Source organism: Adlercreutzia muris, assembly GCF_008831045.1.
Classification (GTDB): Bacteria; Actinomycetota; Coriobacteriia; order Coriobacteriales; family Eggerthellaceae; genus Adlercreutzia; species Adlercreutzia muris.
In genome coordinates, this window is sequence record NZ_WAJS01000010.1 from 1 (window position 1) to 25,734 (window position 25,734).

Here is a 25,734-nt window from a genome sequence, read left to right on the forward strand (position 1 = left end):
TGTTGCTTGCCGATATTCCGAAAATTGGCTGATTGCTCTCGTCAACAAATTGGATATACCCGCCGGTCTCCGTTACCGCAAAGAGCACACGAGAGCAACGAGCAACGGCTACGCGGGACAGCGAATCACTGCGATATGCTCAATGAGACATGGACGATTGGCGCGTGCTGCTATCCTCGCCAGCGAACGAAAGGAGCACGCATGGACATAGAGGCAGTAGAGGCCCTGTCCCGGGCTGCATCGGCCCTAGAAGCAGCCTCTGAGGCAATAGTCGCAGACCCCGGGGAGCGGCCCGGGCTGTGCGGGATGATGGCGCTGTGGCTCGCCGAAGAGGCCGAGCGGGCACGCGATGCTGTCGAGGGCGCGTCTGGTTAGGCGGCCATGGGAAGCGCCTCGGGCCATGCGGGCTTGAGAATGACGCCCCTGTACATATCGTCGCTCGTCTTGCCCAGCAATCGCCGGGACACCCTGCGCTGTGCCCTGGTGACAGCGGCGCGCGTGAGGGCGTAGTAGTAGCGATAGCTGGTGCCCACGTTGGCGTGTCCGAGCATCGAGGCCACCAGCTCGATGGTAACGCCGGACTGGGCGGCGATGGTGGCCCAGGTGTGCCTGAGGTTCTTCATCGTGACCCTCGGCAGCCTATGCTGCTTGATCCACCTCTGTATGCGGTATGTGACCTGCCCCGGCTTCAGGGCGCCGATGATGCGGCCCCTCGGTCTGCCGCGCTCCACCCATATCTGGTGGAGCCTGTCCAAGGCCCAGGGCGGCAGGTACAGGTCGCGCTCGCCCTTGGCGGTCTTGGTGGGCCACAGGTTCAGGCCGTCCGAGGCCAGTTGGAGCGTCTTGCTCACCGGCACCATGCCCGTGCGCCAGTTGATGTCGCCCCAATCGACAGCGTAGCTCTCCCCGGGCCGCAGGCCCAGGGCCGCGCTCAGGACGAACGTGGCCTCGCACTCGCATCCGACCATCCCCCGGATGAGGCGCTTGAGCCGGCGGTGCGTCAGGGTCTCGGGCTTGTAGGCGGGGACGCGCGGCTTCTCGACGTGCTGGGTCGGGTCGTAGACCCGCATCTTCCACTTTGCCGACGCCCAGCGGATGATCTGCCTCAAACATTTGAAGGCCTTCCAGGCCCCGCCGGGGCCTGCGTCGGTCTTGGCCAGCTCGTCCACCCACGCCTGAACGTCGTCGGGGTCTATCTCGGCGATGGCCATATCGCCCCATCTCTTGTCAACGTAGAGCCTGATGCTGCTCTCGTATCCGTCGCACGTGTTGGTGCGCCTCCGCTGGCGCTTGGCTGGCAGGTAGTGGCTCCAGGCGATTTCTCCGATTGTCATGCTCATAGCGTTCATTGCTCCTCCTTGCCTTCATGGGGGCGCACTGCGCTGTGCGCTCCGCTGCGGTCTGCCTTGCAAAAAAATATCTGAAAGGAGGTGAGACTATTGGTTGATTTTTCTGTGCTGGCGTCTTGCGCGTTCACGGCGCTCATGGGGTTCATCGGATCGTGGGTGGCGTTCTCAAACCGCCTCACGCGGGTCGAGACGAAGATCGACTGCCTGAGTGATCGCGTCGAGAAGCACAACGGCGTGATCGAGCGTACCTACAAGGTCGAGAGCGACCTTAAGACCTCTTTTCGGCGTTACGACGAGATGCGGGGCGACCTGCACGAAATGAGAGAGAAGATCGATGAAAGGATGAAACATGATTAACTGGAAAGTTCGCGTCAAGCAGAAATGGTTCTGGCTGACTATCATTCCTGCCGTGCTGATGCTGCTGGACCAACTGTGGGGTCTCTTCGCGCTGCTCGGCAGCATCGAGGCGGGTCACCTCTACGACGGCCCCCTTATGGAGGCCCTGCTGTCCCTGGTCGGCACCGTCTTCGCGGTGCTCGTGCTGGTCGGCCTCCCTGTGGACACAACCACCGATGGATACGGCGACAGCGCCCGCGCCTTGGCGTACCGGGAGCCGGCGCCCAACGCCAGCGCCTACGGCCTCAAGGAGTACGAGGAGCAGTGCGCTGCGGCCGATGCGAAGATGGTTGACTTGTCAGATCTGGTTCACAGGGGACCTGTGGCGTGCACTATCTCGGCGGCCGAGCTGGCCGATGCCGTCTCTACCCCTGTGCGGCCGGCCGATGGGGAGGGGGCGGACGATGGCGACCGCTAAGGACCTGCTCGACTTCGCCGCCGGGGAAGTCGGCTACGACCGCTACGGCGACCCGCAGAAGGGCACCAAGTACGGGCGCTGGTACGAGGAGCACGTGGACGGCCGCGCCGACAACTACGACTTCGGGGCCAACGGCGTGGCGTTCTGCGCCATGTTCGTGAGCTACTGCCTCGCCATGGTCGGCGTGGAGTGCGCTGGGTTCCCCGGGGCGTACTGCCCGAGCATCCACCACAAGCAGCACCTCTCGGTGTCCGAGCTCAAAGCCGGAGACGTGGTGCTGTTCGACTGGGAGGACGACGGCACCGACGACCACGTGGGCTTCGTGGTGAGCAACGATCCGAGCGCCCGCGTCATCCATACCATCGAGGGCAACACCAACGGCGGCAAGGTGGCGCGCCGCACGCGCGCTTGGAGCACCATCTGCGGAGGAATCCGCCCGAAGTATGGCAACGCACCTGCATCGACGGCCAAGCCCGCGCCGACCAAGCCCGCAACTGCGACCAAGGAGGAGAAGGTGTATAAGTTTCCGACCATCCTAAAAGGCTCGAATGGAAACGCGGTGAAGCTGTTCCAGGCGGCCTACAACGCCCGCTACGGTGGCAGCCTCGCCATCGACGGGGATGCCGGGAAGAACACGGATGCGGCTATCTACGACGTCCAGAAGCGCACCGGCATCGAGACCGACCGCGTCTGCGGTCCAGATACGTGGGGTAAGATGTTCCTGGTCTAGTAATGGCTGTTCAGATGGCACCTTATATCGTTGGTGTAATATCGAGATCTTCGCCAGCTAGTCTTCGCTTGCAAGCGATAGGTTGAACGAACGGCGCCCCCGCCTCACCCGAGGCGGGGGCGCTTTGCATGCGAGGGGAGTGCCAGGTGCAACGAGGCCCCCGGAATATCCCGGGGGTCTCGTTGCGGCCACGGGGCGCGCCGCAAGGGGAGGAGGCGCGGCGATTCCCGATGGTCGGTGGAATACGTTGCGCCTCTTAGGCGGCGGGCATGGCGGTGCAGAGCGCGGCCGCCGCCTTGGCGAACACACCGGCGATGCCCTCATTGGCGGTGAGGGTGCCTTGATCGTAGGAGAAGATGCCCTCGACGGCATCGGCCCTTACGATATCGGAAGCGGCCGCGTCGTCGGCAGCTACGGCCATGGATGCCGGCTGCGCCTCGGGCGCGTCGGGCGATGGGCGCCCTTCTCGCCTGCCCCGTGCTCTTTCACGGCCACCGCAGCGCCCTCCCCGTGCGCCGCTTCTGTTGATTTGCCCCCCGCTTGCTTTCGGACGCGGCCCTTCTCGTGTATCGTAAGTCGCAACGGAAGATGGCCGCCTCCGTCGACGTGCGCGGGCGGTGCGCAGATGAGGTGAGGTTCGGCATGGCGTTCGTTGAGTTTCGCGATGTGAGCAAGATGTACCAGATGGGCGAGGTGTCGGTGGCCGCTGTGCGCGCCATGAGCTTCCAGATAGAGCAAGGGGAATTCGTCGTCATCGTGGGGCCCTCGGGCGCTGGCAAGACGACGCTGCTGAACATGCTCGGCGGCATGGACTCGGCCACTTCGGGCACCATCATGCTGGACGGGGCCGAGGTGAGCTCCTTCAATCGTCGGCAGCTGACCCAGTACCGCCGCCACGATATCGGGTTCGTGTTCCAGTTCTACAACCTTGTTCAGAACCTCACGGCCCGGGAGAACGTGGAGCTGGCGAGCCAGATATGCCGTGATCCGCTGCCGGCCGATGAGGTGCTGGCCGCCGTGGGGCTCGCCGATCGGGCGCGCAACTTCCCCGGACAGCTCTCCGGTGGCGAGCAGCAGCGTGTGGCCATCGCCCGCGCCCTGGCGAAGAACCCCAAGCTGCTGCTGTGCGACGAGCCCACGGGTGCCCTGGACTTTGAGACCGGCAAGGCCATTCTGCGGCTTCTGCAGGACACCTGCCGCACGACGGGCCGCACCGTCGTGGTGGTCACCCATAACAGCGCCTTCACGGCCATCGCCGATCGGGTCATTCATGTGCGCGAGGGCTCTGTGGCCGCAGTGGAGCGCAACGAGGCGCCCTTGTCCGCCGAGGTGCTGGAATGGTAGGGGATCGACCGACCCGCAGCGTCCTCGCGAAGGCGGAGGGGCGCCGATGAGGGCCTTCAGCAAGGACGTCGTCCGCTCCATCCGTCACTCTCTCGGCCGCTTCGTGGCCCTGGCGGCCATCGTGGCCCTGGGCACCGGCTTCTACGCTGGCCTGCGCATGGCGCCGCCCGATATGAATCTGGCCGCCGACGCCTACTACGACGGCACGGCTCTCATGGACGTGCGCGTCGTGTCCACCTTGGGGCTTACCGAGGAAGATATCGAGGCCCTGCGGGCCGTCGACGGTGTGGAGGCGGTCATGGGGGCCTATTCCACCGATGTGCTGGCCACTATGAATGACGAGCAGTACGTCATGCGCGTCCACTCCCTCTCGCCGAGCGCGGCGGCGAGCGTTCAGGAGGGCTCCGCCGTCGCCTCCGATGACAGCGACTACTTAAATCGCCTCGAACTGGCCGAGGGACGCTGGCCGGCGGCCCCGGGGGAATGCGTCATCTTCAACGATAAGGTCATGAGCGGGCCCTCGGAGCTGGGGGATGTCATCGTGGTGGACGCCTCGGTGGGCGAGGGGGCCGGAACCCTGGCGCGGACGGAGTTCACTGTGGTGGGCCGGGTGCACTCGCCGCTCTACGTGAGTTCCACGGCCATGGGCACATCAACCATCGGCTCCGGTGCCGTCGAGCAGTTCATGTACGTGATGCCCGAGGATTTCGATCCCGACCTGCCCTTCGTGGAGGCCTATCTTACCGTGGCCGGCGCCGCCGACCTGCCAGCGAACAGCATCGCCTACGACGATCGCGTGTCCGCCGTGGTGGCCGCCATCGAGGCCATCGCCCCCGAGCGGGAGCAGGCCCGCGTGGCCGGGCTTCAGGCCGAGGCCCAGGCCGATCTGGACGAGGCCCGGGCTGAGTTCGAGGAGGAGAAGGCCCGGGCCCAGACCGAGCTGGGGGATGCCCGTGCCGAGCTGGACGCGGCCAAGGCCGAGCTGGATGACGGCCAGCGCCAGCTGGATTCCGCGGCGAGCGCCCTGGCGGCCAGCGAGAAGAAGATCAGCGACGGCGAGAAGCGCTACGCCCAGGGTACCGAGGCCCTCGCGAAGCGCCGGGCCGATGCCGAGGCGCAGTTCGCCGAGGCCCAGGCGGCGGTGGAGGCCAACGAGGCGAACCTGGCCGAGGCGAACGCGGCCCTGCCGACTTTGGAGGCGTCTGTGGCCCAGGTGGAGGCGGCCCTGGCCGCGCCCGAGCTTCCCGAAGAGCAGCGGGCCCAGCTTGAGGCCCAGAAGGCGGAGCTGGAGAAGAGCATCGCCGATATCGCCGCAGCAGCTGCGGCCCTGGACGAGGCCAAGGCCCAGCTTGCGGCCCAGCGCACGGCCGCCGACGAGCAGATGGCCGCGGCCCAGAAGCAGCTCGACCAGGGCAAGCTGGACGTGGAAGAGGGCACGGCTCGCCTTCAGGAGGGCCGTGCCGAGTACGAGCAGGCCAAAGCCGACCTGGAAGCGGGCCGCGCCACGTACGAACAGGGCGTGGCCGACTACGATGTTGCGGCCGCCGAGGCCAACGAGAAGCTCGATGAGGCCGAGCGGGAGTTGGCCGACGCCCAGCAAAAGATCGATGACATCGAGCCGCCAGATTGGCTCGTCATGGATCGATCCAAGAATTTCGGGCTGGTCAGCTTCGAGAACGATGCCGCTCGCGTCGATGCCATCGCCTCCTTTTTCCCGCTCATCTTCTTCCTTGTGGCCGCCTTGGTGGCCCTTACCACCATGACTCGCATGGTGGAGGAGGAGCGCATGCTCATCGGCACCTTCAAGGCCCTCGGATACTCCCGGGGCCGCATCACGTCGAAGTACCTCATCTATGCGGCTTTGGCTGCCGGCCTCGGCAGCATCGTCGGCATCGGGGCTCTCTCCCAGCTGCTGCCTTGGGTCGTTATGGAGGCCTATTCCATCGTCTACTACGTACCGAGCGGCCCGTTGATCGTCGATTGGCCCATCGCCCTGGCCGCCGCCGGCATCGGCGTGGGCATCACCTTGGCCGCTACCTGGGCGGCCGCGGCAGCCACTCTGCGCGAGACCCCGGCCGCCCTCATGCAGCCGCCGGCCCCCAAGGCGGGCAAGCGCATCCTCCTGGAACGGGTCGGTCCCCTGTGGCGGCGCCTGTCGTTCTCGTGGAAGGTCACCTTTCGCAACATCTTCCGCTACAAGCGGCGCCTCGTCATGACCTGTGTGGGCATTGCCGGCTGCACGGCCCTGCTGCTCACGGGCCTGGGGCTCCAGAACTCCATCAACGACATCATCGATGTGCAGTACGGCGAGATCGTGGACTACAACGTCGTCATAACCGAGAAGGAGGACGCCTCCGATGCCGATCGCGAGGCCGCCCGCGTCCTGCTGGACGATGAGGGCCGGCTTCCCGTGGCCGTACGGGCCACTGAGGCCTCCCTGATCGCGGTGGGCGCCAATGGCACCGAGGCCATGACCACCATTGTGGCCCCCGACGACCCCCTGGCCTTCCAGGGGCTCTGGCACTTCCGCGCCCGCGAGGGCCATGAGACGCGCGACCTGACCGACGATGGCGCTGTCATTACCGAGAAGCTCGCCACCAAGCTCGGCGTGGCCGCCGGCGACGAGATCACCTTCGCCGAGCAGGACGACCTGGGCAACGCCACGGCCGTTACCTACACCGTGCCCGTGGCCGCCGTCGTCGAGAACTACATCGGCGACTACGCCTTCGTGACGCCCGCGGTCTTCGAGCGCACTTTCAGCGAGGAGCCGGCGAACTTGACCGTGTACGCCCGGGCCACCGATGACGCCGCCGAGCGCGCGGCCCTCTCCGAGGCGCTGCGGGCCACCGGGGCCGTGGATACGGTGGCCTTCAACGACGAGGTCATCGATTCCTATCGCCAGATGCTGAAGTCGGTGAACATGATCGTGGTGGTACTCGTGGTGGCCGCCGCGGCCCTGGCCTTCATCGTGCTGTACAACCTCACGAACATCAACATCACCGAGCGGGCCCGCGAGATCGCCACCTTGAAGGTGCTCGGCTTCACGCCGCGGGAGGTGAACGCCTACATCTTCCGCGAGATCGTGCTGCTCACTATCCTGGGGGCGCTTGTGGGGCTGGGGCTCGGCGTGGTGCTGGAGGGATTCGTGGTGGTCACCGCCGAGGTGGACCAGGTGATGTTCGGGCGCACTATTCACGCCGTCAGCTTCGCCGTCGCCTTTGCGCTCACCATGGTGTTCACGGCCGTGGTGATGGCTGCCATGCGGCCCAAGCTGGCGAAGATCGACATGGTGGAAAGCTTGAAGTCGAACGAGTAGGGGCCGCCCGGCCGCTGACCCCGGCAAGGGGGCACTGCGCTCGGGCAGGTCATCGCCTTGGGGAACAGCCCAGTGGACTGTTCCCGTCGCTGCGGAATCTGCGCGCTGACCCCCCTCGCCGAGGTCGGCGGCCTCCGTTGCCTCGGCCGCTCGCTACTTCGTGACCTTGCCCTCTTCCACCCACAGGCGGATGCGGTAGTTCACCCCCAGCTCGTCGCAGATGCGTTGGCACTCCGCTTCCTCCTCGGGGGTCAGGGTCGTCTCCACGGTGGTCATGGTCACACTCGGCACGTAGCGCTTCACCTCGCGGGCGAAATCGAGCATGGCGGGGAAGGCCGCCTCTCCGAACCGGCTGCGCGTGAGCTCGGCGTAGCGCTCGGGATTCGGCGTGTTCAGCGAGATGGACACCGCGTCCACCAGCCCCGCGAACTCCGGTGCGATGTCGCGTCCGCAGATGAGCGAGCCCTGGCCGTTGGTGTTCACACGCACCGGCAGCCCGAAGGCCTCCTTCACATAGGCGGCCACCCGCTTCAGCACCTCCCAGGCCTCGGTGGGCTCGCCGAAGCCGCAGAAGACCACTTCGTCGTAGCGGCTCATGTCGAACTTCGCGAACTCGTCGCGCACTTCCTCGAAAGTGGGCTCGCGCTCAAGCCACAGGCTGTCGGAGCCGCACACGCTCTCGCCCTGGCTGCGCAGGCAGAACGTGCAGCGGCACGAGCAGCGGTTCGTCAGGTTCACGTACAGGCCGTCATACACCTCGTACAGCAGGGTCATGGTGCGTGTCATGGGTCTTGTGCCTCCTTCGGCTTCTCTTCTCCGACGCAGGGCTTCCCGCCCGCATCGGCGGCGGTTAGTCCAGTTCCCGAATAACTTCCTCGAAGGCCACCCCGTCAGTGACGGGGATGCCCATCTCCGCCGAACGCTCGATGCATCGCCCGACGAAGGCCGCTGCCCGCTCCACCGAGGCGCGGAAGGCAATGCCGTTCACCGCGTCGGCGGCGATAATGGCCGCGAACACATCCCCGGTGCCCGAGCGATCGCCGCCGCACTGGGGCGTGGCCACGGTAAAGGAACCTTCGCCGCGCTGGAACCCCACGTTCACCACCTGCCCGTCACGCACGTTGCCGGTAATGACAACCCGAGTGGGGCCGGCCTCGCTCAGCCGCTCGGCCAGGGCGGCCACGTCCTCCAGGCTCGCATCGGCGCGATAGGGCTCGCCGGCCAGAATGCAGGCCTCGGTGAGGTTCGGCGTCATGATGTCGGCGCGGGCCGCCAGCTCGCCCATGCGCGCGCACATATCCGGCGTGTAAGTGGCGTAAGGGCGCCCGTAATCGCCCATCACCGGATCGACCACCACGGTGGTACCCGCTTCCGCGAATTCGCGGATGAACCCGTCGACGATGGCGATCTGGTCGGCCGAGCCGAGAAACCCCGTGCAGATGCTCGCGAACCGCAGATCCAGCTTGCGCCACTCGGCGATGTGCTCTTCCATGTGTGCGGTGAAATCCTGGATGCTGAAGCTGTCGAACATGGTGTGGTTGGAAAGCACCGCCGTTGGCAGCGGGCAACACTGCACGCCCAGGTGCGAGATGATCGGCAGCTGCACGGCCACCGAGCAGCGTCCGAACCCGGTATAGTCGTTCACGAGCGCGATCTTCTTCTGTCGGTTGTGCGGCACGGGGCCTCCTTTTCAGGGCGATGCCCTCTTCTGCTCTCTTGCGGGGCGCCTCCTATCATAGGCCTCGATGTTGCCCTCGGGTTTCGAAACTCCTCAGCGTTGGGAGGCTGCCCGCCAACGGCAGAGGCGGGGGCGCCGGATGAGAGGGGGCGGGACGGCTTTCGGCGAGCGCGGTTGCTCGGACGCTGGTTTTCGATTGCGGCATAGGGCTGGAGTTGCGCGGGTCCATGGGGCCTTCGCGCGCTGCTTATTTGTGGGCTTCCCCATGCGGGCGATGGGTCCGTGCCGCCTTGTGCTACCATAGCCCCCAAACCTTTTGAGGGGTCGCACAGGAGCGGCCCCCGTTCATGGAGAAGGAGCATTCAACCGTGAAAGTAACCGAGAAGAAGCTGGCCGACGGTGTCATCAAGCTCGACTGCGAGGCGACGGCCATCGAGGTGAACAATGCCTTGAAGGAGGCCGGCGAGGCCTTTGCGCTGTCTATGGGCGTGCGCCCCCAGCCTGGCAAGACCATCGAGCAGCTGTGCCAGGAGCAGATGGGCATCGCCGATCTGGACAAGATCGTCGAGACGAGTGCCATCGAGGTGCTCGTGCCCCGTGCCCTCGATCGCCGCAACCTCGTGCCCGCTTTCCCGCCCAAGGCCACGCCCGCCACGAAGTTCGAGCGCGGCAAGAAGTTCTCCTTCACGCTGAGCGTGACCGTGAAGCCCACCTACGAGCTGTCTTCCTACGATCCGGTCGAGGTCACGGTGCAGCCCTTCGCCTTCGACGAGAGCCCCATCAACCAGCAGCTGGAGGAGATCGCGAAGAATTCGGTGACCTACGTGGCCGCCGACGCGAAGCCGCTCACGGCCGGGGATGCCTGCTCCATCGCCATGAAGTGCTTCGACGACGGCGAGGAGATCAAGGCGCTCACCTGCGAGGATCGCACCTATCTCATGGGCCGCGGCTTCATGCCCGACGGCTTCGACGAGGCGCTCATGGGTATGGAACCGGGCCAGACCAAGGAGTTCACCTTCGAGGCGCCGCTGGGCACCGAGAACGGCGAGGTGGTGAACAAGCCCATCTCCTGCACCGTTACCGTGAAGGACATTCAGCAGGAGGTCGTGCCCGTTATCGATGATGCCTGGGTGAAGGCGAACATGCCCATGTTCCCGACCAAGGAGGCCCTCGTGGCCGATATGCGCCGCGTCTTCGAGGCCCAGCAGCGCGAGGCCTACGAGGGTTACGTGCAGCAGATGTGCGTCGGCCAGCTCACGCGCCGCTTCGAGGGCCGCATTGCCGACGAGATCTACGAGGCCACCCGCGACCACCTCATGCAGAACCTCCGCGCCGAGCTTTCCCAGGCCGGCATGACCTGGGAGCAGTTCGTGGCCGCCAACGGCGGTGAGCAGCAGTTCGGCATGATGCTCATGATGCAGACCCGCGAGGTGCTCGTGCAGGGCTTCTGCCTGGACGCAGTGTACCGCCACGAGCGCATGACGCTGACCGACAAGGACCTGGAAGACGCCTGCTACGGCATGAACCCCCAGGGCAACCCCAAGGCCATGCGCGAGGATTTGGAGGCCTCGGGCCGCGGCTTCGCCCTGCGCGAGACCGCCGAGCGCCTGAAGGCCGCCCGCTTCGTGGCCGCCAACGCCAAGATCACCGTGGCCGAGGCCCCCGCGGCTCCCGTGGCCGCCCCTGCTGCCGTCGAGACCCCCGCCGCCGAGCCTGCGCCCGAAGCGGCGGTCGAGAAGCCGGCCGCAGATGCGAAGACCGACGAGAACTAGCTGGCGCGCCCTCCCGGGCGACCCTACGCCATAAGATCTGCCAGGGCGGGGAGCTTCCCCGCCCCTTTCTATGAAGAAGGTAGCTGTGTCGAAGAAAACCCCATCGAAGCGCCCGATGTCTCCGAAGGACGAGAAGACCAGTCCCCGGCCATCGCGCAGCTCTGTGCCCGCCTCGGCCTTCTTGCCCACCACGCGGGCCGAGGCCGACGAACGCGGCTGGGACGAGCTCGATTTCGTCTATGTCTCGGGCGACGCCTACGTGGATCACCCCTCCTTCGGAAGCGCCATCATCACTCGCGTGCTGGAGGCCCACGGCTACAAGGTGGGCGTCATCGCCCAGCCCGATTGGAGCGACCCCGAGAGCATCGCCGTGTTCGGCGAGCCGCGCTTGGGTTTCCTCGTGTCGGCGGGCAACATGGACTCCATGGTGAACCACTACACGGTGAACAAGAAGCGCCGCCATGACGACGCCTACACTCCCGGTGGCCGCAGCGGGGCGCGGCCCAACCACGCGGCGGTGGTGTATTCCAATCTCATCCGCCGTACCTTCAAGAAAGCGCCCATCATCTTAGGCGGCATCGAAGCGAGCCTGCGCCGCCTGGCTCACTATGACTACTGGTCCGACTCGCTCAAACGCTCTATCCTCATGGATTCGGGGGCCGACCTCATCTCCTACGGCATGGGGGAGCGCTCCATCGTGGAGATCGCCGATGCGCTCGCCGCCGGTCTTGCGGTGGAGGACCTCACCTTCATCGACGGCACGGTGTACCGCACTCGCTCGCTGGATCATGTGGTGGACTACCAGATGCTGCCGAGTTGGGAGGAGGCGTCCGCCAGCAAGCGCGCCTTCGCGGAGAGCTTTGCCATCCAGTACCGCGCGAGCGATCCGGTGAAGGGAGGGCGGCTGGTGGAGGCCTATCCCCACGGCGTGTACGTGGTGCAGAATCCGCCCGCTGCCCCGCTGACCCAAAATGAGATGGACGCCGTCTACCGGCTGCCCTACGCCCGCACGTGGCACCCGTCCTACGACGAGGCCGGCGGTGTGCCGGCCCTTTCCGAGGTGAAGTTCTCCCTCACTTCCTGTCGCGGTTGCTTCGGCGAGTGCTCCTTCTGCGCACTCACTTTCCATCAGGGGCGCATCGTCACGGGCCGCTCCCACGAGTCGCTTTTGGAAGAGGCCCGCGCCATGACCGCCGAGCCCGACTTCAAGGGCTACATCAACGACGTGGGCGGTCCCACGGCGAACTTCCGCGGGCCGGCCTGTGCCAGGCAGCGTGCCCGGGGCGCCTGCGTCGACCGCCGCTGCCTGGGGGGTAGCCCCTGCCCGGCCTTGAAGGCCGACCATCGCGACTACACGGGTCTGCTGCGCAAGCTGCGTCGGCTGCCCGGGGTGAAGAAGGTGTTCGTGCGCAGCGGCATCCGCTTCGACTACGTGATGGCCGATCCCGATCCCGAGCGCACCTTTTTGTACGAGCTGGCTGCCCACCACGTGTCCGGCCAGCTGCGCGTGGCCCCCGAGCACGTGTCCGATAGGGTGCTTGCCGCCATGGGCAAGCCTCCGCGGGAGGTCTACGACGCCTTCTGCGACGCCTTCGACGAGGTCAACCGCGCGGCGGGGAAGGACCAGTTCGTGGTGCCCTACCTCATGAGCTCGCATCCGGGCAGCACGCTTGCCGAGGCCGTCGAGCTGGCGGAGTACGTGCGCGACATGGGCTTCAACCCCGAGCAGGTGCAGGACTTCTACCCCACGCCCTCCACCATCTCCACGTGCATGTACTACACGGGTCTCAACCCGCTGACCATGGAGCCCGTCTACGTGCCGAGAAGCCCTCGCGAGAAGGCCATGCAGCGCGCGCTCATCCAGTATCGCAACCCCGCCAACTACGACCTGGTGCGCGAGGCGCTGGAGAAGGCCGGCCGCCAAGACCTCATCGGCTGGGACGAGAAGTGCCTCATCCGGCCCATCCGTCCCAAGAAGCGCGACGAGGACGCGAGCGTCCCGCGCAAGGGGAAGGGCGGCGCGCCCGCGAAGGCGGCAAAGAGAAACGCGCCCGCGAAAGCGGCGAAGGGCGGCCGGTCGGAAGCGGGGAAGGGCGGTGCGCCGGGCAAGGGCGGCAGAGCCGAATCGGGCGCCCGCGACCCGAAGGCCGGCAAGGGCGCCGGCAAAGCAGGCGCCTTCAAGCCCGCGAAGGGCCGCCCTGCTCCGAAGGCCCAGCGCCCCGGCAGGCCCCCGAAGGCCAACGGCCGCAAGGGCGGCATCCGCAAGGGCCGCTAGGCAGGTTGCGCCACGCGAGCCTCAAGCGACGTGCGCGGAACATTTCGGCGCTCTTTCAGCCCAGGGAGGTGCTCGGCTCCCATACTCGTTACGAGCCTGGAAAAATCTGCTTCCCTCATGTCCTCTCCGATACTGGCGAGAAGATCGAGTATGTCGTTTGTGAGCAGTGCCGCCTCATTTTTCGGCAGCACGAGTTGAAGGTCGGACAGCGCATCGACGACGGAGATGTCGTGTCCCGGTGATACTCGCGCGCAATACAAGCGTTCTTCGTGGGCGCAGATATTGCGGAAGTCTTTTATGTGGTCATAGGCTTGCGTCAATCTGCGCGGTGAGACGTTGATTTTCTCTCCGTAGGACAGCTCGTAGAGAACGGCGAAGCCTTTGGCGATCTTATTGCGCATAGACTCGGTTTGGTAGCAGTAGAACTTGAATGTTTGCCCGAGGGTCATATAGCGCAGCAATACCCAGAGGGGCACCTCATCGTGGTTTTCAGATAATGCTCCAGATAGGCTTTGGGCTGCGGTTTTTTGCGGGGGTTTCTCGCAAGTGCTGACTCGAAATCGCTGATGAGCCAATCGACATAGGTGCGCTGGCATTCATCGTAGTTCGTGGCGTTAAGGTAAGGCTCGGGCTCGTCTTGGTGCGCTTCCGCAAAGTGATAGGCGCAAAGGGATTTGAGAGCTGCCTCGGCGATGGCAAAGTATCTGAAGAATGTTTGGCGCAACGCTCGATCGAATCGAAAGAGCCGACAGATGTCTTGGAAGGTTGTACCTTTGCGAAACACATCTTCGCCGGCGGTTTTGGTTGCCGCAGGATCGAGGTAGAGATCTTTGTAGCCGTTGACTACCGAGTAATATCCCTCGCGGGCGAGCACTTCCGGCGTTGACTTGTCGGTGGCGACGCCACGCGAGTTGAGGATGGCGATCTGCTCCTCAATGGTACGAAACGGCTTGTCCATCATGCTCCCTCCAGAACGCAAGAGGCCGCCTTGCGGCGGCCTCTGCGAACTTGGCCGGACGTACCGTCGCCAAGTCTCTTCACGCCGCTAACTTTATCAGCAACGGCGCCGCTCAGTCAACCGCCGGAGCGCATTTTCTTGCCGAGACGGCACTTATCGCGCTGCCTGCAGGCCCGACCGCGGCCGCCCTACAGCGCAGCGCTCCGGCAGGCCTCCGAAGGCCAACGGCCGCAAAGGCGGCATCCTCAAAGGCCGCTAGGCAGACTGCCCCGTGCGTGCCTCCAGCGACGTGCGCAGGGCGGCCACGGTCTGGAGGTGCGCCGGGCTGCCGTAGTCGTCGCCGAACAGGTTGGCGAGCAGCGCATCGGTCTCTTCTGCAATGAGGGAGGCGTATTGCAGGCCGATGGCCGTGGGTGTTGCCTCCACCTCGCGTCTGCTCGCTCCGGCTTGGCGCGAGATGAGGCCGCGATCGGCAAGGGCGGTCAGGGTGCGTGAGAGCGTCGGTGCGTCGAGGCACAAGTGCCCTCGCAGCTCCTTGGCGGAAATCGACTCCCGCTGCGCGACATGCACGAGGGCATGAGCCTGAATCGAGCTGACGCCTTGACGTTTGCACAGCCGCCCGAATTCGATGGATATCTGTTGGCAGGTCATAATGAACGTGCTATCGCCGCGCACGAGGTTGCCCATCATTCGTTTCTTGTCGCGGCGCTTGCAGGCGCTGAAGAGCAGGTGCATGGCCCGAATGCGTCCCTCGCCCTCAAGAGGATCCAGCGCTATTTTGGCTATGCCCATGAGGCTCTGATCGAATGCCGCTATGCGCTGCGTGCCTGTCGCGGTGAGAGAGATGAGGCTGCGGCGGCCATCGTCCTCCGAGGTCGTTTTCGCGATGGTGCCCGCTTGCGCCAGCTGGGCAGCGCATTCGGCGGTAGTGGTGTAGTTCAGCTCCAGCACATCGGCGGCAGCGCCCACGGGTATTCGGGGGCGCTCGCTGGCGAGGAGCAGTATCCAGAACTGGTTGATGCTTCCGGCGCCTTCATCGCGCAACGACGCGGCGATAGCTCTCATCCATTGATCGAATATGAGCGCGGTCTCGGTGGCCAGCTCCCACGAATTTAACGATGTACCCATTAAGACCCCTCCTGTCTTCGGGTTGCGCCCATCTTACGCTCGCTGCCCTCCCTTTGGAAAGATATTCCAAATGCGCAATGGTCGCTATGGACGCCATCGTGCACGATGGCGTCAACAATTGATCCATTGATGCAACCTTTGCCGCCCTTTGGCGGTCTGTGTAATCTTTCCGTCTGTCTGATCCCGACTTGAAAGGAGAAAAAGGGATGGGGAAGACGCAAGGAGAGAAGGAGATGCGCAGCATCGATCGACGTTCGTTCTTCAAGCTGGGCGGCCTGACCGCCGGCGCTGCGGCCCTTACCGGTGGCATGCTCGCCGGTTGTGCGCCTCAGAGCCAGACCGACATGGCGGCTACCGGCGGCGAGAACGAGACGGTGGACGCGGCGGTGCCTTACGCGGTGTTCGACACCGACATTCTTGTCATCGGTGCAGGCTATGGCGCCAGCTTTGCGATGCAGGAGGCATGTAAGGCCGGTCAGAACATGCTGGTGATCGACAAAGCTCCCTACGGCTTCGGCGGCGCGTTCGGTATGAACTTCGACATCATGAACACGTGGGTACCCGGGGCCTTCTATGAAACCGAAGAGGAGGTGCCCGTTGCCACCAAGATTCGCAACGAGAGCCTCTACCGCAAGACTGGCGTTCAGAACGAGGTCGAGCTGAACCCTGACGTGGTCTGCGCCAACTGGGGCGAGATCCTCTCGGCGCGCAACGAGGACGGTACGCCCTTCTACATCTATGACTTTCCGACGACGCGTGGCTTCGAGCACTCGATGACGCGCCATTGGTCCGACCACTTCCGTGCCAAGGACTACATCACGGTGCATGATCGCACCATGATCACCGACCTCATTATCGAGGGCGGCCGCTGCCTGGGTGCGGTGGGCCTTCATATTCCCACTGGTGAGTATCGCGTCTACCGCGCCAAGGTGACGCTGACGGCCACGGGCGGCTGTACGCAGTTCTACGGCTGGAACTCCACCTCGCCCACCACGAACAACGTGTGCGACAACACGGCCGACGTGGAAATGGCCCTTTTGCGCCACGGCGGCAAGATCGCCAACGCCGAGTTCGGCAGCTATGACATGATGGGCGCCTTCCCACGCAGCTTCGCGGCTTCCGAAGGCTCCATGGTCGGTGCCGACAGCGTGCATTCGGGCGACCTCATGGACTCCGAGGGAACGTACCTCAAGGATTACCCCGAGATTGCCGAGAAAGAGTACCTTGCCACCCAGTCGGGTGTCATGCAGGCGGTCGACGTGGTGGTGCGTGCCGGCAAGGGCAGTGAGAGCGGTGGCGTGTATCTGGACTGCAAAGAGGAATCCCTTGCTACCATGCGCTGGATGTACCAGCGCAACGCCCAGCTGCTGAAGGAGAAATTCGGCTATGACTTCACCGCCCAGCCGACCGAGGTGGTGCCGGAGATGTACGAGCATGGCGGCGAGCCCATTACCGACGACAATGCCATGTGCGTCGACGCCGAGGGCCTATTCTGCGTTCGCGCTAACGCTGGCAGCGAGGGCGGCATGATGAACATCACCAATCGCCGAATGGGGCGCTACGCTATGAAGAAGGCGCTCGAGTATCTGGCGACCTACGAAGAGCCCGCCTCCGTGACCTACGAGGGGGTGGCGGCCGAGATCGCTCGTCTTGAGGATCTGCGGACGCGCACCGTGGACGACCCGCTGCGCCCCATCACGGTACGCCGCAACATCCAGCACGCTTGCGCCGAGGCCGGCCGCCCCGTGCGGCCCACCGATGTTCTGGAGACGGCCAAGGCCGAGCTCGATCGCATCATGGCCGAGGATCTTCCCCGTATGGCATGCGCCGACGACAGCCTCGTTCAGAACGCCGACTGGAAGGACGCCATCGAAGTGGCGAATCTCCTCGACATCGCGCGCCTGACTGTGGAGGCATCGCTTGCGCGCGAGGAGAGCCGTGATGCGTTCATCCGTCCGGACTTCCCCGAGCCCGACGACGCGAACTGGAAGTGCGCCCTGGCCTATACCCGCGCCGAGGACGGCAGCCTGTCCTACGAGAAGATCGCCTACTAGTCGATGAGAGCTCTTGATTCCGAGGAGATAGACAATGAAGATTACTGTTAAGCGCTATGACCCCTCCAAGGACAACGCGCCCTACGAGGCCACCTACGAGGTTCCCCACGACGATGAGTACATGACCCTGTTGCAGGCACTCGTGTACATTCACGAGAACGAGGAGCCTCTGGCCTTCGACTTCTCTTGCCGCGGACGCATGTGCGGTCGCTGCGCGATGATGCTCGACGGCGAGCCGGTGCTCGCGTGCGTGGAGCCCCTGACCGACGGTGCCCATACTGTAGAGCCGCTCGCCGGCGTGCCGGTGGTGAAGGACCTGGTCGTGGACAAGAGCCAGGTGCAGGCCCGCATCGCCGAGACCTACAAGCGCGTGCGCGTGGCCCCTCTAACCGAGGAGGACATTCAGACCTACAACATGGACGACGCCGACGAGCTGTTCGGCATCAACTACTGCGCTCGCTGCCAAGTGTGCACTGCCGGCTGCCCGGCTCGAGCCATGAGCCCCGAATACATCGGCCCCTCGCATATGCTGGCCGTGGCCTTCCGCCACTTCGATCCCTATGATCAGGCCGACCGTATCATTGAGGCGGTGCAGGGCGGTCTGTGGGATTGCACTATGTGCGGCAATTGCACGGCCCACTGCAACCAGCTGGAGATCGACCATCTGACCATCTGGCAGAAGCTGCGCGACGCCGCCACCGAGCGCGGTTTCGTGAAGCAGGACTAACTCCGGAAAGGCGCGCTGATCCCCTCCCCACCGCGCCTTCATCTCCTTTTTAAGTGCCCTTCGGATCGCAGCCTCATCTGCTCCGAGGGGCGCTTCTCTGTGCACGTAAACTCTTGGCAAGTTCGTACCAAAGGGGGAGGGCCTCCGTTTTGCATCTCCCAGTTGAAGCGAGCCTGCCATCGGCTATTCCCTGTCTTCCCCGTATGTGGCAGAAATGTGGGGGAGCGCCGCCGGGCGAAAAACTTCTTGAATGCGTCATACCCCACGCCTATAATACATCTTTGCGTCTGTGTGCCTATGGATACACCCGGACGCGTGGTTAGACGGCGTCGCGACGGAGAGCCTCCATCTGCGCCGATCGGCAATCGCCTGACCACTTAAAGTAGGGGAGCTTCCGGTGTGCGGAGAGGCGCGCGAGCGGAAGGTCCGAAGTAAGGGGCAACGTCACGCGCACCGGTTGCCGTTACCGGCCGGAGCGGTGGGGAAGCCCGAGGTTAAGAAAGGTTGTTACTGTGGGAATCAAACAGTACAAGCCGACGAGCCCCGGCCGACGTTTTCAGACGGTCTCCGACTTCGCGGAGATCACCACGTCCAAGCCGGAGAAGTCTCTGCTGGCCCCGAAGCCGAAGAAGGCCGGTCGTAACTGCTACGGTCGCATCACCGTCCGTCACCAGGGCGGCGGCAACAAGCAGCGCTACCGCATCATCGACTTCAAGCGGAACAAGGACGGCGTGCCCGCCAAGGTCGCGACCATCGAGTACGACCCCAACCGTTCCGCCCGTATCGCTCTGCTGCACTATGTTGACGGCGAGAAGCGCTACATCATCCACCCGAAGGGCCTGAAGGTGGGCGACATCGTGGTTTCCGGCCCCGATGCCGACATCAAGCCCGGCAACGCGCTGCCCTTGGCCAACATCCCGGTCGGTACGCTCATCCACAACGTGGAACTGCAGCCCGGCAAGGGTGCCGCCATCGCCCGTTCCGCCGGCACCTCCATCCAGCTCATGGGCAAGGAGGGCAACTACGCCATCCTGCGCATGCCCTCTTCCGAGATGCGCCGCGTGCTGATCACCTGCCGCGCCACCATCGGCGAGGTGGGCAATGCCGAGCACTCCAACATCAAGATCGGCAAGGCCGGCCGCAAGCGTTGGATGGGCGTCCGTCCGACTGTCCGCGGTACCGTCATGAACCCGGTCGACCACCCGCACGGCGGCGGCGAGGGCAAGAACAAGTCCGCCGGTCGTCACCCGGTCACCCCGTGGGGCGTGCCCACCAAGGGCCATCGCACCCGCAACCCGAAGAAGGCTTCCAGCCGTCTCATCATCCGTCGTCGCAAGAAGTAGCGGAATAGAAGGAGTCTTAAGTGAGCAGAAGTTTGAAAAAGGGTCCTTTCGTAGAGCCGCGCCTGCTTGCCCGTATCGAGGCAATGAACGCGGCGGGCGAAAAGAACGTCATCAAGACCTGGTCCCGCGCCAGCACCATCTTCCCGGAAATGGTGGGCCACACCATCGCCGTGTACGATGGTCGCAAGCACGTGCCGGTCTATGTTACCGAGTCTATGGTTGGCCACAAGCTGGGCGAGTTCTCGCCGACCCGTACCTTCAAGGGTCATGCGGCCGACAAGAAGAAGCGATAGGGCATAGGTGAGAAGTTACATGGAAACTAAAGCAGTATCGCGTTACGTCCGTATCGCTCCCCGCAAGGCCCGCGTCGTGGTCGACCTGGTTCGCGGCAAGTCCGTTGCCCAGGCCCGCGAGATCCTGGCCTTCTGCGAGCGCGCCGCCGCCGAGAACGTCGCCAAGACGCTGAACTCCGCCGTGGCCAACGCCGAGCACAACAACCACCTTCGCGCCGACAACCTGGTCGTGAAGACCGCGTTCGTCGACGAGGGCCCCACCCTGAAGCGCATTCGTCCCCGCGCCAAGGGCTCCGCGTCGCGCATCAACAAGCGCACGTGCCACATCACCATCATCGTCGCACCCCGAGAGGAGGCATAAGGAATGGGTCAGAAAGTAAGCCCTACCGGATTCCGCCTCGGTATCACCGAGGATTGGCGCAGCCGCTGGTACGCCGGCAAGGACTACGCCGCCACGCTTGAGAACGACATTGCCATCCGCAAGTTCCTCGATGCGCGCCTCGCCCGCGCCTCCGTCTCCAAGGTGGAGATCGAGCGTGCCGGCGACAAGATCAAGGTCGCCATCACCACCGCCCGTCCCGGCGTGGTCATCGGCAAGAAGGGCGCCGAGATCGACGCCCTGCGCAAGGACCTGGAGAAGGTCGCCAACGGTCCGGTCTCCATCGACGTGATCGAGGTGAAGCGTCCCGAGCTGGATGCCGAGCTGATCGCCCAGTCCGTGGCCGAGCAGCTCGAGGGCCGCGTGGCCTTCCGCCGCGCCATGCGCAAGGCCGTGCAGTCCGCCATGAAGTCCGGCGCCAAGGGTATCCGTATCCAGTGCTCCGGCCGTCTGGGCGGTGCCGAGATGAGCCGCCGCGAGTGGTACCGCGAGGGTCGCGTGCCGCTGCACACCCTCCGTGCGAAGATCGACTACGGCTTCGCCACCGCCGCCACTACCATGGGCTCCATCGGCGTGCAGGTGTGGGTGTACCACGGCGAGGTGCTGCCGGGCCAGAAGGCCCCCCAGCCCGCGCTCGAAGGTTCTTCCCGCCCGAGCCGTTCCCGTCGTAACGATCGCCGCGAGAGGGGTGACAAGTAAATGCTCGTACCTAAGCGCGTCAAGCACCGCAAGGTGCAGCGTGGTTCCATGAAGGGCAAGGCCAAGGGTGGCACGCGCCTGAACCACGGTGAGTACGGTATCCAGGCCCTCGAGGCTCACTGGATCACCAACCGTCAGATCGAGGCTGCTCGTATCGCCATGACCCGTCACATGAAGCGTGGCGGTAAGGTGTGGATCACCATCTTCCCCGACAAGCCCATCACCTCCAAGCCCGCCGAGACCCGCATGGGTTCCGGTAAGGGCAACCCCGAGGGCTGGGTTGCTGTCGTGAAGCCGGGCCGCATCATGTTCGAGATCGCCGGTGTGGACGATGAGACCGCCCGCGAGGCTCTGCGTTTGGCCATCAACAAGCTGCCCATCAAGTGCAAGATCGTCACTCGTGAAACGGAGGGGCAGCAATAATGAAAGCAGCAGAGATTCGTGAACTTTCTGCCGAGGACCTGCAGGTGAAGTTGAAGGAGGCCAAGGCTGAGCTGTTCAACCTTCGCTTCCAGATGGCCACGAGCCAGCTTGACAACACCGCCCGCGTGAAGCAGGTTAAGAAGGACATCGCGCGCATCATGACTGAGATGCGGGCTCGCGAGCTGAGCGCGTAGATCAAGGAAGGTGCAAACAATGACTGAAGAGCGTAACCTGCGTAAGGTCCGTCAGGGCATCGTGGTCAGCGACGCCAACGACAAGACCATCGTGGTGGCTGTGGAGGAGCGCAAGCCCCACCCCATCTACAAGAAGATGATTACCTCCACCAAGAAGTTCCATGCCCATGACGAGAACAACGAGGCCGGTATCGGCGACACCGTTCAGATCATGGAGACGCGCCCGCTGTCCAAGATGAAGCGCTGGCGCCTCGTGAAGATCGTCGAGAAGGCCAAATAGTTTTAGTGCCCCGGCACGAAGGCTATTGTTAAGGAAAGTTAGGAACATCACATGATTCAGATGCAATCCATGCTCGCCGTGGCCGACAACTCCGGCGCTCGCAAGGTGCAGTGCATCAAGGTCCTGGGCGGCTCTAAGCGCCGCTATGCGGGCCTCGGTGACGTGATCATCTGCAGCGTCAAGGAAGCGATGCCCAACGGCAACGTCAAAAAGGGCGAGGTCGTGCGCTGCGTGATCGTGCGCGTGAAGAAGGAAGTTCGTCGCGCCGACGGCTCCTACATCCGCTTCGATCAGAACGCCGCTGTGCTGATCAATAACGACGGCTCCCCCCGTGGCACCCGTATCTTCGGGCCCGTGGCGCGCGAGCTGCGCGACAAGAAGTACATGAAGATCGTGTCTCTGGCACCGGAAACGCTGTAAGGGAGGTGTCAGAATGGCTCAGAACAAGATGACGATCCGCAAGGGCGACACCGTCAAGGTGATCACCGGCAAGGACCGCGGCAAGACCGGCAAGGTGCTCCGTTCCGTCCCCGAGAAGTCCCGCGTGGTGGTCGAGAAGGTGAACATGGTCAAGAAGGCCATGCGTCCCACCCAGCAGAATCCCCAGGGCGGCATTTCCTCCCTTGAGGCCCCGATCCACGTCTCCAACGTGATGCTCGTGTGCCCAAGCTGCGGTGAGGCCACCCGTGTGGCCCGTCGCCGCGACGAGGGCAAGCTCGTCCGCGTCTGCAAGAAGTGCGGCAAGGACATCCCGGCTGCCGAGTAGAGTTTTCGTGAAAATCCGCCCGTTCGTTGAGAGCGGGCGGATTTTTCCTTGGATAGAGTGCCCGCTTGTGGGACAATATTCAATCGCGCGCTCGCGCGCTATGGCCCTGGGAAGGTCCCAGGGACGCGGGGTCGGAAATCCCGCGTTTAATCCATCGAAGAAAGGCAAGAGAAGACATGGCTGAAACCCCTCGTCTGAAGGTCAAGTACACGACCGAGATCGTGCCGACTCTCATTGAGCAGCTCGGCATCAAGAACGTGAACTGCGTGCCCCGCCTCGAGAAGATCGTGGTGAACATGGGCGTTGGCGCCGCCGCCGGCGACTCCAAGCTGCTCGATGCCGCCATGAACGACATGCGCATCATCACCGGTCAGCAGCCCTGCGTCACCCGCGCGAAGAAGTCCATCGCCGGCTTCCATGTGCGCGAGGGCCAGGCCATCGGCTGCAAGGTGACCCTGCGCGGCGACCGCATGTGGGAGTTCCTCGATCGTCTGCTGGCCACCGCTCTTCCCCGCGTCCGCGACTTCCGCGGTATCTCGCCGAAGAGCTTCGACGGTCGCGGCAACTACACGCTCGGCATCACCGAGCAGCTGATCTTCCCCGAGATCGAGTACGACAAGATCGACCGTACCCGCGGTATGGACATCACCTTTGTCACCAATGCCGGCGAGAACGAGGGCGCCCTCGCGCTGCTGACGGCGCTCGGCTTCCCGTTCAAGAGCAAGTAAAACGGCAGGGCAGAAGCCCTCGTCGCGTAACCTCAGGTTTTGAGTCCGCGAAAAGGAATGCGGGCTTGAAGGCATAAGAAAGAAGGAATGCATGGCTAAGAAATCGATGATCGCCAAAGCCAAGCGCGAACCGAAGTTCTCGACGCGGCAGCACAACCGCTGCACCCGTTGCGGACGTCCCCGCGCCTACTATCGCAAGTTCGGCCTGTGCCGTATCTGCGTGCGTGAGTTGGCTAACAAAGGCGAGCTGCCCGGCGTGACCAAGGCTTCCTGGTAGGAACCGACCCACGTCAGGGTGTGCCAGCGTTACAGGCGGAGGCGCTATGGGCGCCGACGAACCGAACGCATGGTTCATCACGGATCAAAGGAGAAACCACATGACAATGACCGACCCCATCGCAGACATGCTGACGCGCGTGCGCAACGGCCAGTCTGCCGGCAAGGCGACGGTGTCCATGCCGTCGAGCAAGAAGCTCGTCGAGATCGTGCGCATCATGGAGCAGGAGGGCTACATCCAGCGCTTCGACGTGATCGACGGCGAGCCCCGCGCCACCCTTGAGATCACCCTCAAGTACGGCCCGAAGAAGGCCAAGACCATCCGCGGCATCAAGCGCATCTCCAAGCCCGGCCTGCGTATCTACGCCGGCAAGGACGAGCTGCCCCGCGTGCTCGGCGGTCTCGGCTGCGCCATTATTTCGACGTCCCGCGGCGTGATGACCGACCGCGATGCCCGTAAAGAGGGCATCGGCGGCGAGGTTGTCGCCTATCTGTGGTAGGAAAGGAAGGGATTGACCTATGTCTCGTATCGGTAAGATGCCCGTTCCCGTTCCTGCCGGCGTCGATGTGACCATCGACGGCCAGACGGTGACGGTGAAGGGCCCCAAGGGCGAACTGACCCGCACGTTCCTTCCGTCCATGACCATCGTCCGCGAGGGCGACGAGCTCATCGTGACCCGCCCCGACGACACCCGTGAGTCCAAGAGCGCTCACGGCCTGACCCGCACGCTGCTCGCCAACATGGTGGAGGGCGTGTCCGCCGGCTTCTCCAAGAAGCTGCAGCTCGTCGGCGTCGGCTACCGTGCCGCTCTCAAGGGCAAGGACCTCGAGATGCAGCTCGGCTACTCCCACCCGGTGCTGGTGGAGGCTCCCGAGGGCATTGCCTTCGAGGTTCCCTCCCAGACCGAGATCGTGGTCTCCGGCCCGAGCAAGGAGCAGGTCGGCCAGGTTGCCGCGAACATCCGCAAGTGGCGCAAGCCGGAGCCCTACAAGGGCAAGGGCATCCGCTACGAGGGCGAGCATGTCCGCCGCAAGGCTGGCAAGGCCGGCAAAGACTAAGCCTACTCGGTAGCTGATTGAAGGGATTAACCTATGAATAAGCAACAGAAGAAGCAGGCCGGTCTCGCCCGTCGCCATCGTCGCGTCCGCGGTAAGATCTCCGGCACTGCAGCCCGTCCGCGCCTTTGCGTGACGCGCAGCAACAGCAACATCTACGCTCAGGTCATCGATGACGTGGCCCATGTCACCATCTGCGGCGTGTCCACTCTCGGCCCCGACTTCAAGGCCACCGGCAAGTCCGGCGCCACCGTCGAGGGCGCAGCTGAGCTCGGCGCCATCGTCGGCAAGCTGGCCCAGGAGAAGGGCGTGACGGAAGTTGTGTTCGACCGTGGCGGCAACCTGTATCACGGGCGCATCAAGGCTCTGGCCGACGCTGCCCGCGAAGCCGGATTGAAATTCTAGAAGGGGTTTGGCATATGGCTCGTAACAACAACCGTCAGCAGGAGAGCACTACTCCTGAGCTGCAGGAGCGCGTCGTTTTCATCAACCGCGTGTCCAAGGTCGTCAAGGGCGGCCGCCGCTTCGGCCTGACCGCGCTCGTGGTCGTGGGCGACGGCAACGGCCGCGTGGGCGTGGGCATGGGCAAGTCCCAGGAAGTGCCCACCGCCATCAAGAAGGGCGTCGAGGACGCGAAGAAGAACATGTTCACCGTGCCCGTCACCGCCGAGGGCTCCGTGCCCCATGAGATCATGGGCGAGTACGGTGCCGGCCGCGTGCTCATCAAGCCGGCCGTTCCCGGTACCGGTGTTCTGGCCGGCGGCCCGGTCCGCGCCATCATGGAGCTTGCGGGCGTGCAGAACGTCATCACCAAGTCGCTCGGCACCAACAACGCCATGAACATCGTGAAGGCCGCTGCCGAGGGTCTCAAGAACATGGAGAGCCCGGCCGAGGTTGCCGCTCGCCGTGGTATCTCCGTGGCCGAGATGTTCGGCGGGAAGGAGAACTAATGGCTGAGACGAAGAAGACCCTGCGTCTGACCCAGGTCAAGAGCCCCATCGGCCGCAAGCCGAATCAGGGCCGCACCCTGCGCGCCCTGGGCCTGCACCACATCGGCGACACCGTCGATCAGGTCGACAACGAGAGCGTGCGCGGCATGATCTTCACCGTGAAGCACCTCATCACCGTCGAGGAGATCTAAATCTTCTCGCA

31 protein-coding genes and 1 pseudogene are annotated in these 25,734 nt (G+C 64.2%); 26 read left to right on the forward strand and 6 right to left on the reverse strand.

Features of this window, described 5'->3' with window-relative positions:
• The first annotated feature begins 201 nt into the window (after positions 1 to 201).
• Entirely contained in the window at positions 202 to 375 is a 174-nt protein-coding gene (locus F8D48_RS11585) for a hypothetical protein (protein WP_170272717.1), read from the forward strand.
• On the opposite strand, the gene F8D48_RS04255 is transcribed toward F8D48_RS11585, so the two are convergent.
• Positions 372 to 1,349: a tyrosine-type recombinase/integrase gene (locus tag F8D48_RS04255; RefSeq protein WP_151430092.1), complete on the reverse strand. Its 978-nt coding sequence runs from the start codon at positions 1,347 to 1,349 to the stop codon at positions 372 to 374. The two genes, F8D48_RS11585 and F8D48_RS04255, sit on opposite strands and share 4 nt — an antisense overlap.
• 90 nt (positions 1,350 to 1,439) lie before the next feature.
• Here F8D48_RS04255 and F8D48_RS04260 point away from each other — a divergent pair, with 90 nt between their 5' ends.
• Genes F8D48_RS04260 through F8D48_RS04270 form a run of 3 tightly spaced genes read left to right on the forward strand, consistent with a single transcriptional unit; the run spans position 1,440 to position 2,893 of the window.
• Positions 1,440 to 1,706: a hypothetical protein gene (locus F8D48_RS04260; protein ID WP_205717322.1), complete on the forward strand. Its 267-nt coding sequence runs from the start codon at positions 1,440 to 1,442 to the stop codon at positions 1,704 to 1,706.
• Positions 1,699 to 2,163: a phage holin gene (locus tag F8D48_RS04265; RefSeq protein ID WP_151430093.1), complete on the forward strand. Its 465-nt coding sequence runs from the start codon at positions 1,699 to 1,701 to the stop codon at positions 2,161 to 2,163. The genes F8D48_RS04260 and F8D48_RS04265 overlap by 8 nt, the downstream gene beginning before the upstream one ends.
• Positions 2,150 to 2,893, forward strand: a complete 744-nt coding sequence (locus tag F8D48_RS04270; RefSeq protein ID WP_170272718.1) for a CHAP domain-containing protein — start codon at positions 2,150 to 2,152, stop codon at positions 2,891 to 2,893. The genes F8D48_RS04265 and F8D48_RS04270 overlap by 14 nt, the downstream gene beginning before the upstream one ends.
• A 256-nt stretch (positions 2,894 to 3,149) precedes the next feature.
• Here F8D48_RS04270 and F8D48_RS11590 read toward each other — a convergent pair whose 3' ends face one another.
• Positions 3,150 to 3,314: a hypothetical protein gene (locus F8D48_RS11590; RefSeq protein WP_170272719.1), complete on the reverse strand. Its 165-nt coding sequence runs from the start codon at positions 3,312 to 3,314 to the stop codon at positions 3,150 to 3,152.
• 221 nt (positions 3,315 to 3,535) lie between these two features.
• Between F8D48_RS11590 and F8D48_RS04275 the strand changes: the two genes are divergently transcribed.
• A complete protein-coding gene (locus F8D48_RS04275) occupies positions 3,536 to 4,237 on the forward strand; it encodes an ABC transporter ATP-binding protein (RefSeq protein ID WP_135971148.1) in 702 nt (233 codons plus the stop codon).
• A gap of 46 nt (positions 4,238 to 4,283) precedes the next feature.
• Positions 4,284 to 7,553, forward strand: coding sequence for an ABC transporter permease (locus F8D48_RS12110; RefSeq protein WP_151430095.1), 3,270 nt, complete (start codon positions 4,284 to 4,286; stop codon positions 7,551 to 7,553).
• Between the two features lie 153 nt (positions 7,554 to 7,706).
• On the opposite strand, the gene F8D48_RS04285 is transcribed toward F8D48_RS12110, so the two are convergent.
• Both F8D48_RS04285 and F8D48_RS04290 read right to left on the reverse strand, forming a co-directional pair.
• Positions 7,707 to 8,339, reverse strand: a complete 633-nt coding sequence (locus F8D48_RS04285) for a TatD family nuclease-associated radical SAM protein (RefSeq protein ID WP_201757610.1) — start codon at positions 8,337 to 8,339, stop codon at positions 7,707 to 7,709.
• 64 nt (positions 8,340 to 8,403) lie between these two features.
• Complete coding sequence (locus tag F8D48_RS04290; protein WP_151430096.1) at positions 8,404 to 9,231, reverse strand: pyridoxamine kinase; 828 nt, start codon at positions 9,229 to 9,231, stop codon at positions 8,404 to 8,406.
• 368 nt (positions 9,232 to 9,599) lie between these two features.
• On the opposite strand from F8D48_RS04290, the gene F8D48_RS04295 reads away from it, so the two are divergent.
• Both F8D48_RS04295 and F8D48_RS04300 read left to right on the forward strand, forming a co-directional pair.
• Positions 9,600 to 11,003 carry a trigger factor gene (locus tag F8D48_RS04295; protein ID WP_170272720.1) on the forward strand — a complete coding sequence of 468 codons (1,404 nt, stop codon included), beginning with the start codon at positions 9,600 to 9,602 and terminating at the stop codon, positions 11,001 to 11,003.
• An 85-nt stretch (positions 11,004 to 11,088) separates the two neighbouring features.
• The gene (locus F8D48_RS04300) at positions 11,089 to 13,278 is read left to right on the forward strand and encodes a YgiQ family radical SAM protein (protein WP_240806221.1); all 2,190 of its coding nucleotides are present in this window, start codon (positions 11,089 to 11,091) and stop codon (positions 13,276 to 13,278) included.
• Here the strand turns inward: F8D48_RS04300 and F8D48_RS12250 are convergent.
• Both F8D48_RS12250 and F8D48_RS04315 read right to left on the reverse strand, forming a co-directional pair.
• Positions 13,275 to 14,239 (reverse strand): annotated as a pseudogene (locus F8D48_RS12250) (Abi family protein). The gene F8D48_RS04300 and the pseudogene F8D48_RS12250 sit on opposite strands and share 4 nt — an antisense overlap.
• 252 nt (positions 14,240 to 14,491) lie before the next feature.
• Positions 14,492 to 15,364, reverse strand: a complete 873-nt coding sequence (locus F8D48_RS04315) for a MarR family winged helix-turn-helix transcriptional regulator (protein WP_136432282.1) — start codon at positions 15,362 to 15,364, stop codon at positions 14,492 to 14,494.
• A gap of 206 nt (positions 15,365 to 15,570) precedes the next feature.
• Here F8D48_RS04315 and F8D48_RS04320 point away from each other — a divergent pair, with 206 nt between their 5' ends.
• The 18 genes from F8D48_RS04320 (at position 15,571) to rpmD (ending at position 25,723) form a co-directional block, all read left to right on the forward strand.
• On the forward strand, positions 15,571 to 17,418 hold the full coding sequence (locus F8D48_RS04320) for an FAD-dependent oxidoreductase (protein WP_151430100.1): 1,848 nt from the start codon (positions 15,571 to 15,573) through the stop codon (positions 17,416 to 17,418).
• Between the two features lie 34 nt (positions 17,419 to 17,452).
• The gene (locus F8D48_RS04325; protein WP_151430101.1) at positions 17,453 to 18,145 is read left to right on the forward strand and encodes a succinate dehydrogenase/fumarate reductase iron-sulfur subunit; all 693 of its coding nucleotides are present in this window, start codon (positions 17,453 to 17,455) and stop codon (positions 18,143 to 18,145) included.
• A gap of 512 nt (positions 18,146 to 18,657) precedes the next feature.
• The gene (gene rplB, locus F8D48_RS04330) at positions 18,658 to 19,488 is read left to right on the forward strand and encodes a 50S ribosomal protein L2 (RefSeq protein WP_135970794.1); all 831 of its coding nucleotides are present in this window, start codon (positions 18,658 to 18,660) and stop codon (positions 19,486 to 19,488) included.
• A 20-nt stretch (positions 19,489 to 19,508) separates the two neighbouring features.
• Positions 19,509 to 19,781 (forward strand): 30S ribosomal protein S19, encoded by a 273-nt coding sequence (rpsS, locus tag F8D48_RS04335; protein WP_135970795.1) that lies wholly within the window; start codon positions 19,509 to 19,511, stop codon positions 19,779 to 19,781.
• A gap of 19 nt (positions 19,782 to 19,800) precedes the next feature.
• Positions 19,801 to 20,142 (forward strand): 50S ribosomal protein L22, encoded by a 342-nt coding sequence (gene rplV / locus F8D48_RS04340; protein WP_135970796.1) that lies wholly within the window; start codon positions 19,801 to 19,803, stop codon positions 20,140 to 20,142.
• Positions 20,143 to 20,145: 3 nt separating this feature from the next.
• A complete protein-coding gene (gene rpsC / locus F8D48_RS04345) occupies positions 20,146 to 20,859 on the forward strand; it encodes a 30S ribosomal protein S3 (RefSeq protein WP_135970797.1) in 714 nt (237 codons plus the stop codon).
• Positions 20,860 to 21,282, forward strand: coding sequence for a 50S ribosomal protein L16 (rplP, locus tag F8D48_RS04350; RefSeq protein ID WP_016309215.1), 423 nt, complete (start codon positions 20,860 to 20,862; stop codon positions 21,280 to 21,282).
• Positions 21,282 to 21,476 (forward strand): 50S ribosomal protein L29, encoded by a 195-nt coding sequence (rpmC, locus tag F8D48_RS04355; protein ID WP_016309214.1) that lies wholly within the window; start codon positions 21,282 to 21,284, stop codon positions 21,474 to 21,476. Before rplP ends, rpmC begins: the two co-directional genes overlap by 1 nt.
• A 19-nt stretch (positions 21,477 to 21,495) precedes the next feature.
• On the forward strand, positions 21,496 to 21,756 hold the full coding sequence (rpsQ, locus tag F8D48_RS04360) for a 30S ribosomal protein S17 (protein ID WP_135970798.1): 261 nt from the start codon (positions 21,496 to 21,498) through the stop codon (positions 21,754 to 21,756).
• A 51-nt stretch (positions 21,757 to 21,807) separates the two neighbouring features.
• Complete coding sequence (gene rplN, locus F8D48_RS04365) at positions 21,808 to 22,176, forward strand: 50S ribosomal protein L14 (protein WP_022740329.1); 369 nt, start codon at positions 21,808 to 21,810, stop codon at positions 22,174 to 22,176.
• A 13-nt stretch (positions 22,177 to 22,189) separates the two neighbouring features.
• Positions 22,190 to 22,522, forward strand: a complete 333-nt coding sequence (gene rplX, locus F8D48_RS04370; protein ID WP_440132284.1) for a 50S ribosomal protein L24 — start codon at positions 22,190 to 22,192, stop codon at positions 22,520 to 22,522.
• Positions 22,523 to 22,698: 176 nt separating this feature from the next.
• Positions 22,699 to 23,250 carry a 50S ribosomal protein L5 gene (rplE, locus tag F8D48_RS04375; RefSeq protein WP_151430102.1) on the forward strand — a complete coding sequence of 184 codons (552 nt, stop codon included), beginning with the start codon at positions 22,699 to 22,701 and terminating at the stop codon, positions 23,248 to 23,250.
• A 91-nt stretch (positions 23,251 to 23,341) separates the two neighbouring features.
• Positions 23,342 to 23,527 (forward strand): type Z 30S ribosomal protein S14, encoded by a 186-nt coding sequence (locus F8D48_RS04380; protein ID WP_013980746.1) that lies wholly within the window; start codon positions 23,342 to 23,344, stop codon positions 23,525 to 23,527.
• 100 nt (positions 23,528 to 23,627) lie between these two features.
• A complete protein-coding gene (gene rpsH / locus F8D48_RS04385; protein ID WP_135970800.1) occupies positions 23,628 to 24,026 on the forward strand; it encodes a 30S ribosomal protein S8 in 399 nt (132 codons plus the stop codon).
• A gap of 19 nt (positions 24,027 to 24,045) precedes the next feature.
• On the forward strand, positions 24,046 to 24,585 hold the full coding sequence (gene rplF / locus F8D48_RS04390) for a 50S ribosomal protein L6 (RefSeq protein WP_135970801.1): 540 nt from the start codon (positions 24,046 to 24,048) through the stop codon (positions 24,583 to 24,585).
• 33 nt (positions 24,586 to 24,618) lie between these two features.
• Positions 24,619 to 24,987 carry a 50S ribosomal protein L18 gene (gene rplR / locus F8D48_RS04395; protein WP_135970802.1) on the forward strand — a complete coding sequence of 123 codons (369 nt, stop codon included), beginning with the start codon at positions 24,619 to 24,621 and terminating at the stop codon, positions 24,985 to 24,987.
• 14 nt (positions 24,988 to 25,001) lie between these two features.
• A complete protein-coding gene (gene rpsE / locus F8D48_RS04400; protein ID WP_135970803.1) occupies positions 25,002 to 25,532 on the forward strand; it encodes a 30S ribosomal protein S5 in 531 nt (176 codons plus the stop codon).
• The gene (gene rpmD / locus F8D48_RS04405) at positions 25,532 to 25,723 is read left to right on the forward strand and encodes a 50S ribosomal protein L30 (protein ID WP_135970804.1); all 192 of its coding nucleotides are present in this window, start codon (positions 25,532 to 25,534) and stop codon (positions 25,721 to 25,723) included. The genes rpsE and rpmD overlap by 1 nt, the downstream gene beginning before the upstream one ends.
• Positions 25,724 to 25,734: the final 11 nt, after the last annotated feature.

Excerpts from the sequence above, each read along its gene's own strand:
- F8D48_RS11585 (WP_170272717.1), top strand. The coding sequence starts at position 202 with ATGGACATAGAGGCAGTAGAGGCCCTGTCCCGGGCTGCATCGGCCCTA.
- F8D48_RS04255 (WP_151430092.1), bottom strand. The coding sequence starts at position 1,349 with ATGAACGCTATGAGCATGACAATCGGAGAAATCGCCTGGAGCCACTAC.
- F8D48_RS04265 (WP_151430093.1), top strand. The coding sequence starts at position 1,699 with ATGATTAACTGGAAAGTTCGCGTCAAGCAGAAATGGTTCTGGCTGACT.
- F8D48_RS04270 (WP_170272718.1), top strand. The coding sequence starts at position 2,150 with ATGGCGACCGCTAAGGACCTGCTCGACTTCGCCGCCGGGGAAGTCGGC.
- F8D48_RS11590 (WP_170272719.1), bottom strand. The coding sequence starts at position 3,314 with ATGGCCGTAGCTGCCGACGACGCGGCCGCTTCCGATATCGTAAGGGCC.
- F8D48_RS04275 (WP_135971148.1), top strand. The coding sequence starts at position 3,536 with ATGGCGTTCGTTGAGTTTCGCGATGTGAGCAAGATGTACCAGATGGGC.
- F8D48_RS12110 (WP_151430095.1), top strand. The coding sequence starts at position 4,284 with ATGAGGGCCTTCAGCAAGGACGTCGTCCGCTCCATCCGTCACTCTCTC.
- F8D48_RS04285 (WP_201757610.1), bottom strand. The coding sequence starts at position 8,339 with ATGACACGCACCATGACCCTGCTGTACGAGGTGTATGACGGCCTGTAC.
- F8D48_RS04315 (WP_136432282.1), bottom strand. The coding sequence starts at position 15,364 with ATGGGTACATCGTTAAATTCGTGGGAGCTGGCCACCGAGACCGCGCTC.
- F8D48_RS04320 (WP_151430100.1), top strand. The coding sequence starts at position 15,571 with ATGGGGAAGACGCAAGGAGAGAAGGAGATGCGCAGCATCGATCGACGT.
- F8D48_RS04325 (WP_151430101.1), top strand. The coding sequence starts at position 17,453 with ATGAAGATTACTGTTAAGCGCTATGACCCCTCCAAGGACAACGCGCCC.
- rplV (WP_135970796.1), top strand. The coding sequence starts at position 19,801 with ATGGAAACTAAAGCAGTATCGCGTTACGTCCGTATCGCTCCCCGCAAG.
- rpsC (WP_135970797.1), top strand. The coding sequence starts at position 20,146 with ATGGGTCAGAAAGTAAGCCCTACCGGATTCCGCCTCGGTATCACCGAG.
- rplP (WP_016309215.1), top strand. The coding sequence starts at position 20,860 with ATGCTCGTACCTAAGCGCGTCAAGCACCGCAAGGTGCAGCGTGGTTCC.
- rpmC (WP_016309214.1), top strand. The coding sequence starts at position 21,282 with ATGAAAGCAGCAGAGATTCGTGAACTTTCTGCCGAGGACCTGCAGGTG.
- rpsQ (WP_135970798.1), top strand. The coding sequence starts at position 21,496 with ATGACTGAAGAGCGTAACCTGCGTAAGGTCCGTCAGGGCATCGTGGTC.
- rplN (WP_022740329.1), top strand. The coding sequence starts at position 21,808 with ATGATTCAGATGCAATCCATGCTCGCCGTGGCCGACAACTCCGGCGCT.
- rplX (WP_440132284.1), top strand. The coding sequence starts at position 22,190 with ATGGCTCAGAACAAGATGACGATCCGCAAGGGCGACACCGTCAAGGTG.
- rplE (WP_151430102.1), top strand. The coding sequence starts at position 22,699 with ATGGCTGAAACCCCTCGTCTGAAGGTCAAGTACACGACCGAGATCGTG.
- F8D48_RS04380 (WP_013980746.1), top strand. The coding sequence starts at position 23,342 with ATGGCTAAGAAATCGATGATCGCCAAAGCCAAGCGCGAACCGAAGTTC.
- rpsH (WP_135970800.1), top strand. The coding sequence starts at position 23,628 with ATGACAATGACCGACCCCATCGCAGACATGCTGACGCGCGTGCGCAAC.
- rplF (WP_135970801.1), top strand. The coding sequence starts at position 24,046 with ATGTCTCGTATCGGTAAGATGCCCGTTCCCGTTCCTGCCGGCGTCGAT.
- rplR (WP_135970802.1), top strand. The coding sequence starts at position 24,619 with ATGAATAAGCAACAGAAGAAGCAGGCCGGTCTCGCCCGTCGCCATCGT.
- rpsE (WP_135970803.1), top strand. The coding sequence starts at position 25,002 with ATGGCTCGTAACAACAACCGTCAGCAGGAGAGCACTACTCCTGAGCTG.
- rpmD (WP_135970804.1), top strand. The coding sequence starts at position 25,532 with ATGGCTGAGACGAAGAAGACCCTGCGTCTGACCCAGGTCAAGAGCCCC.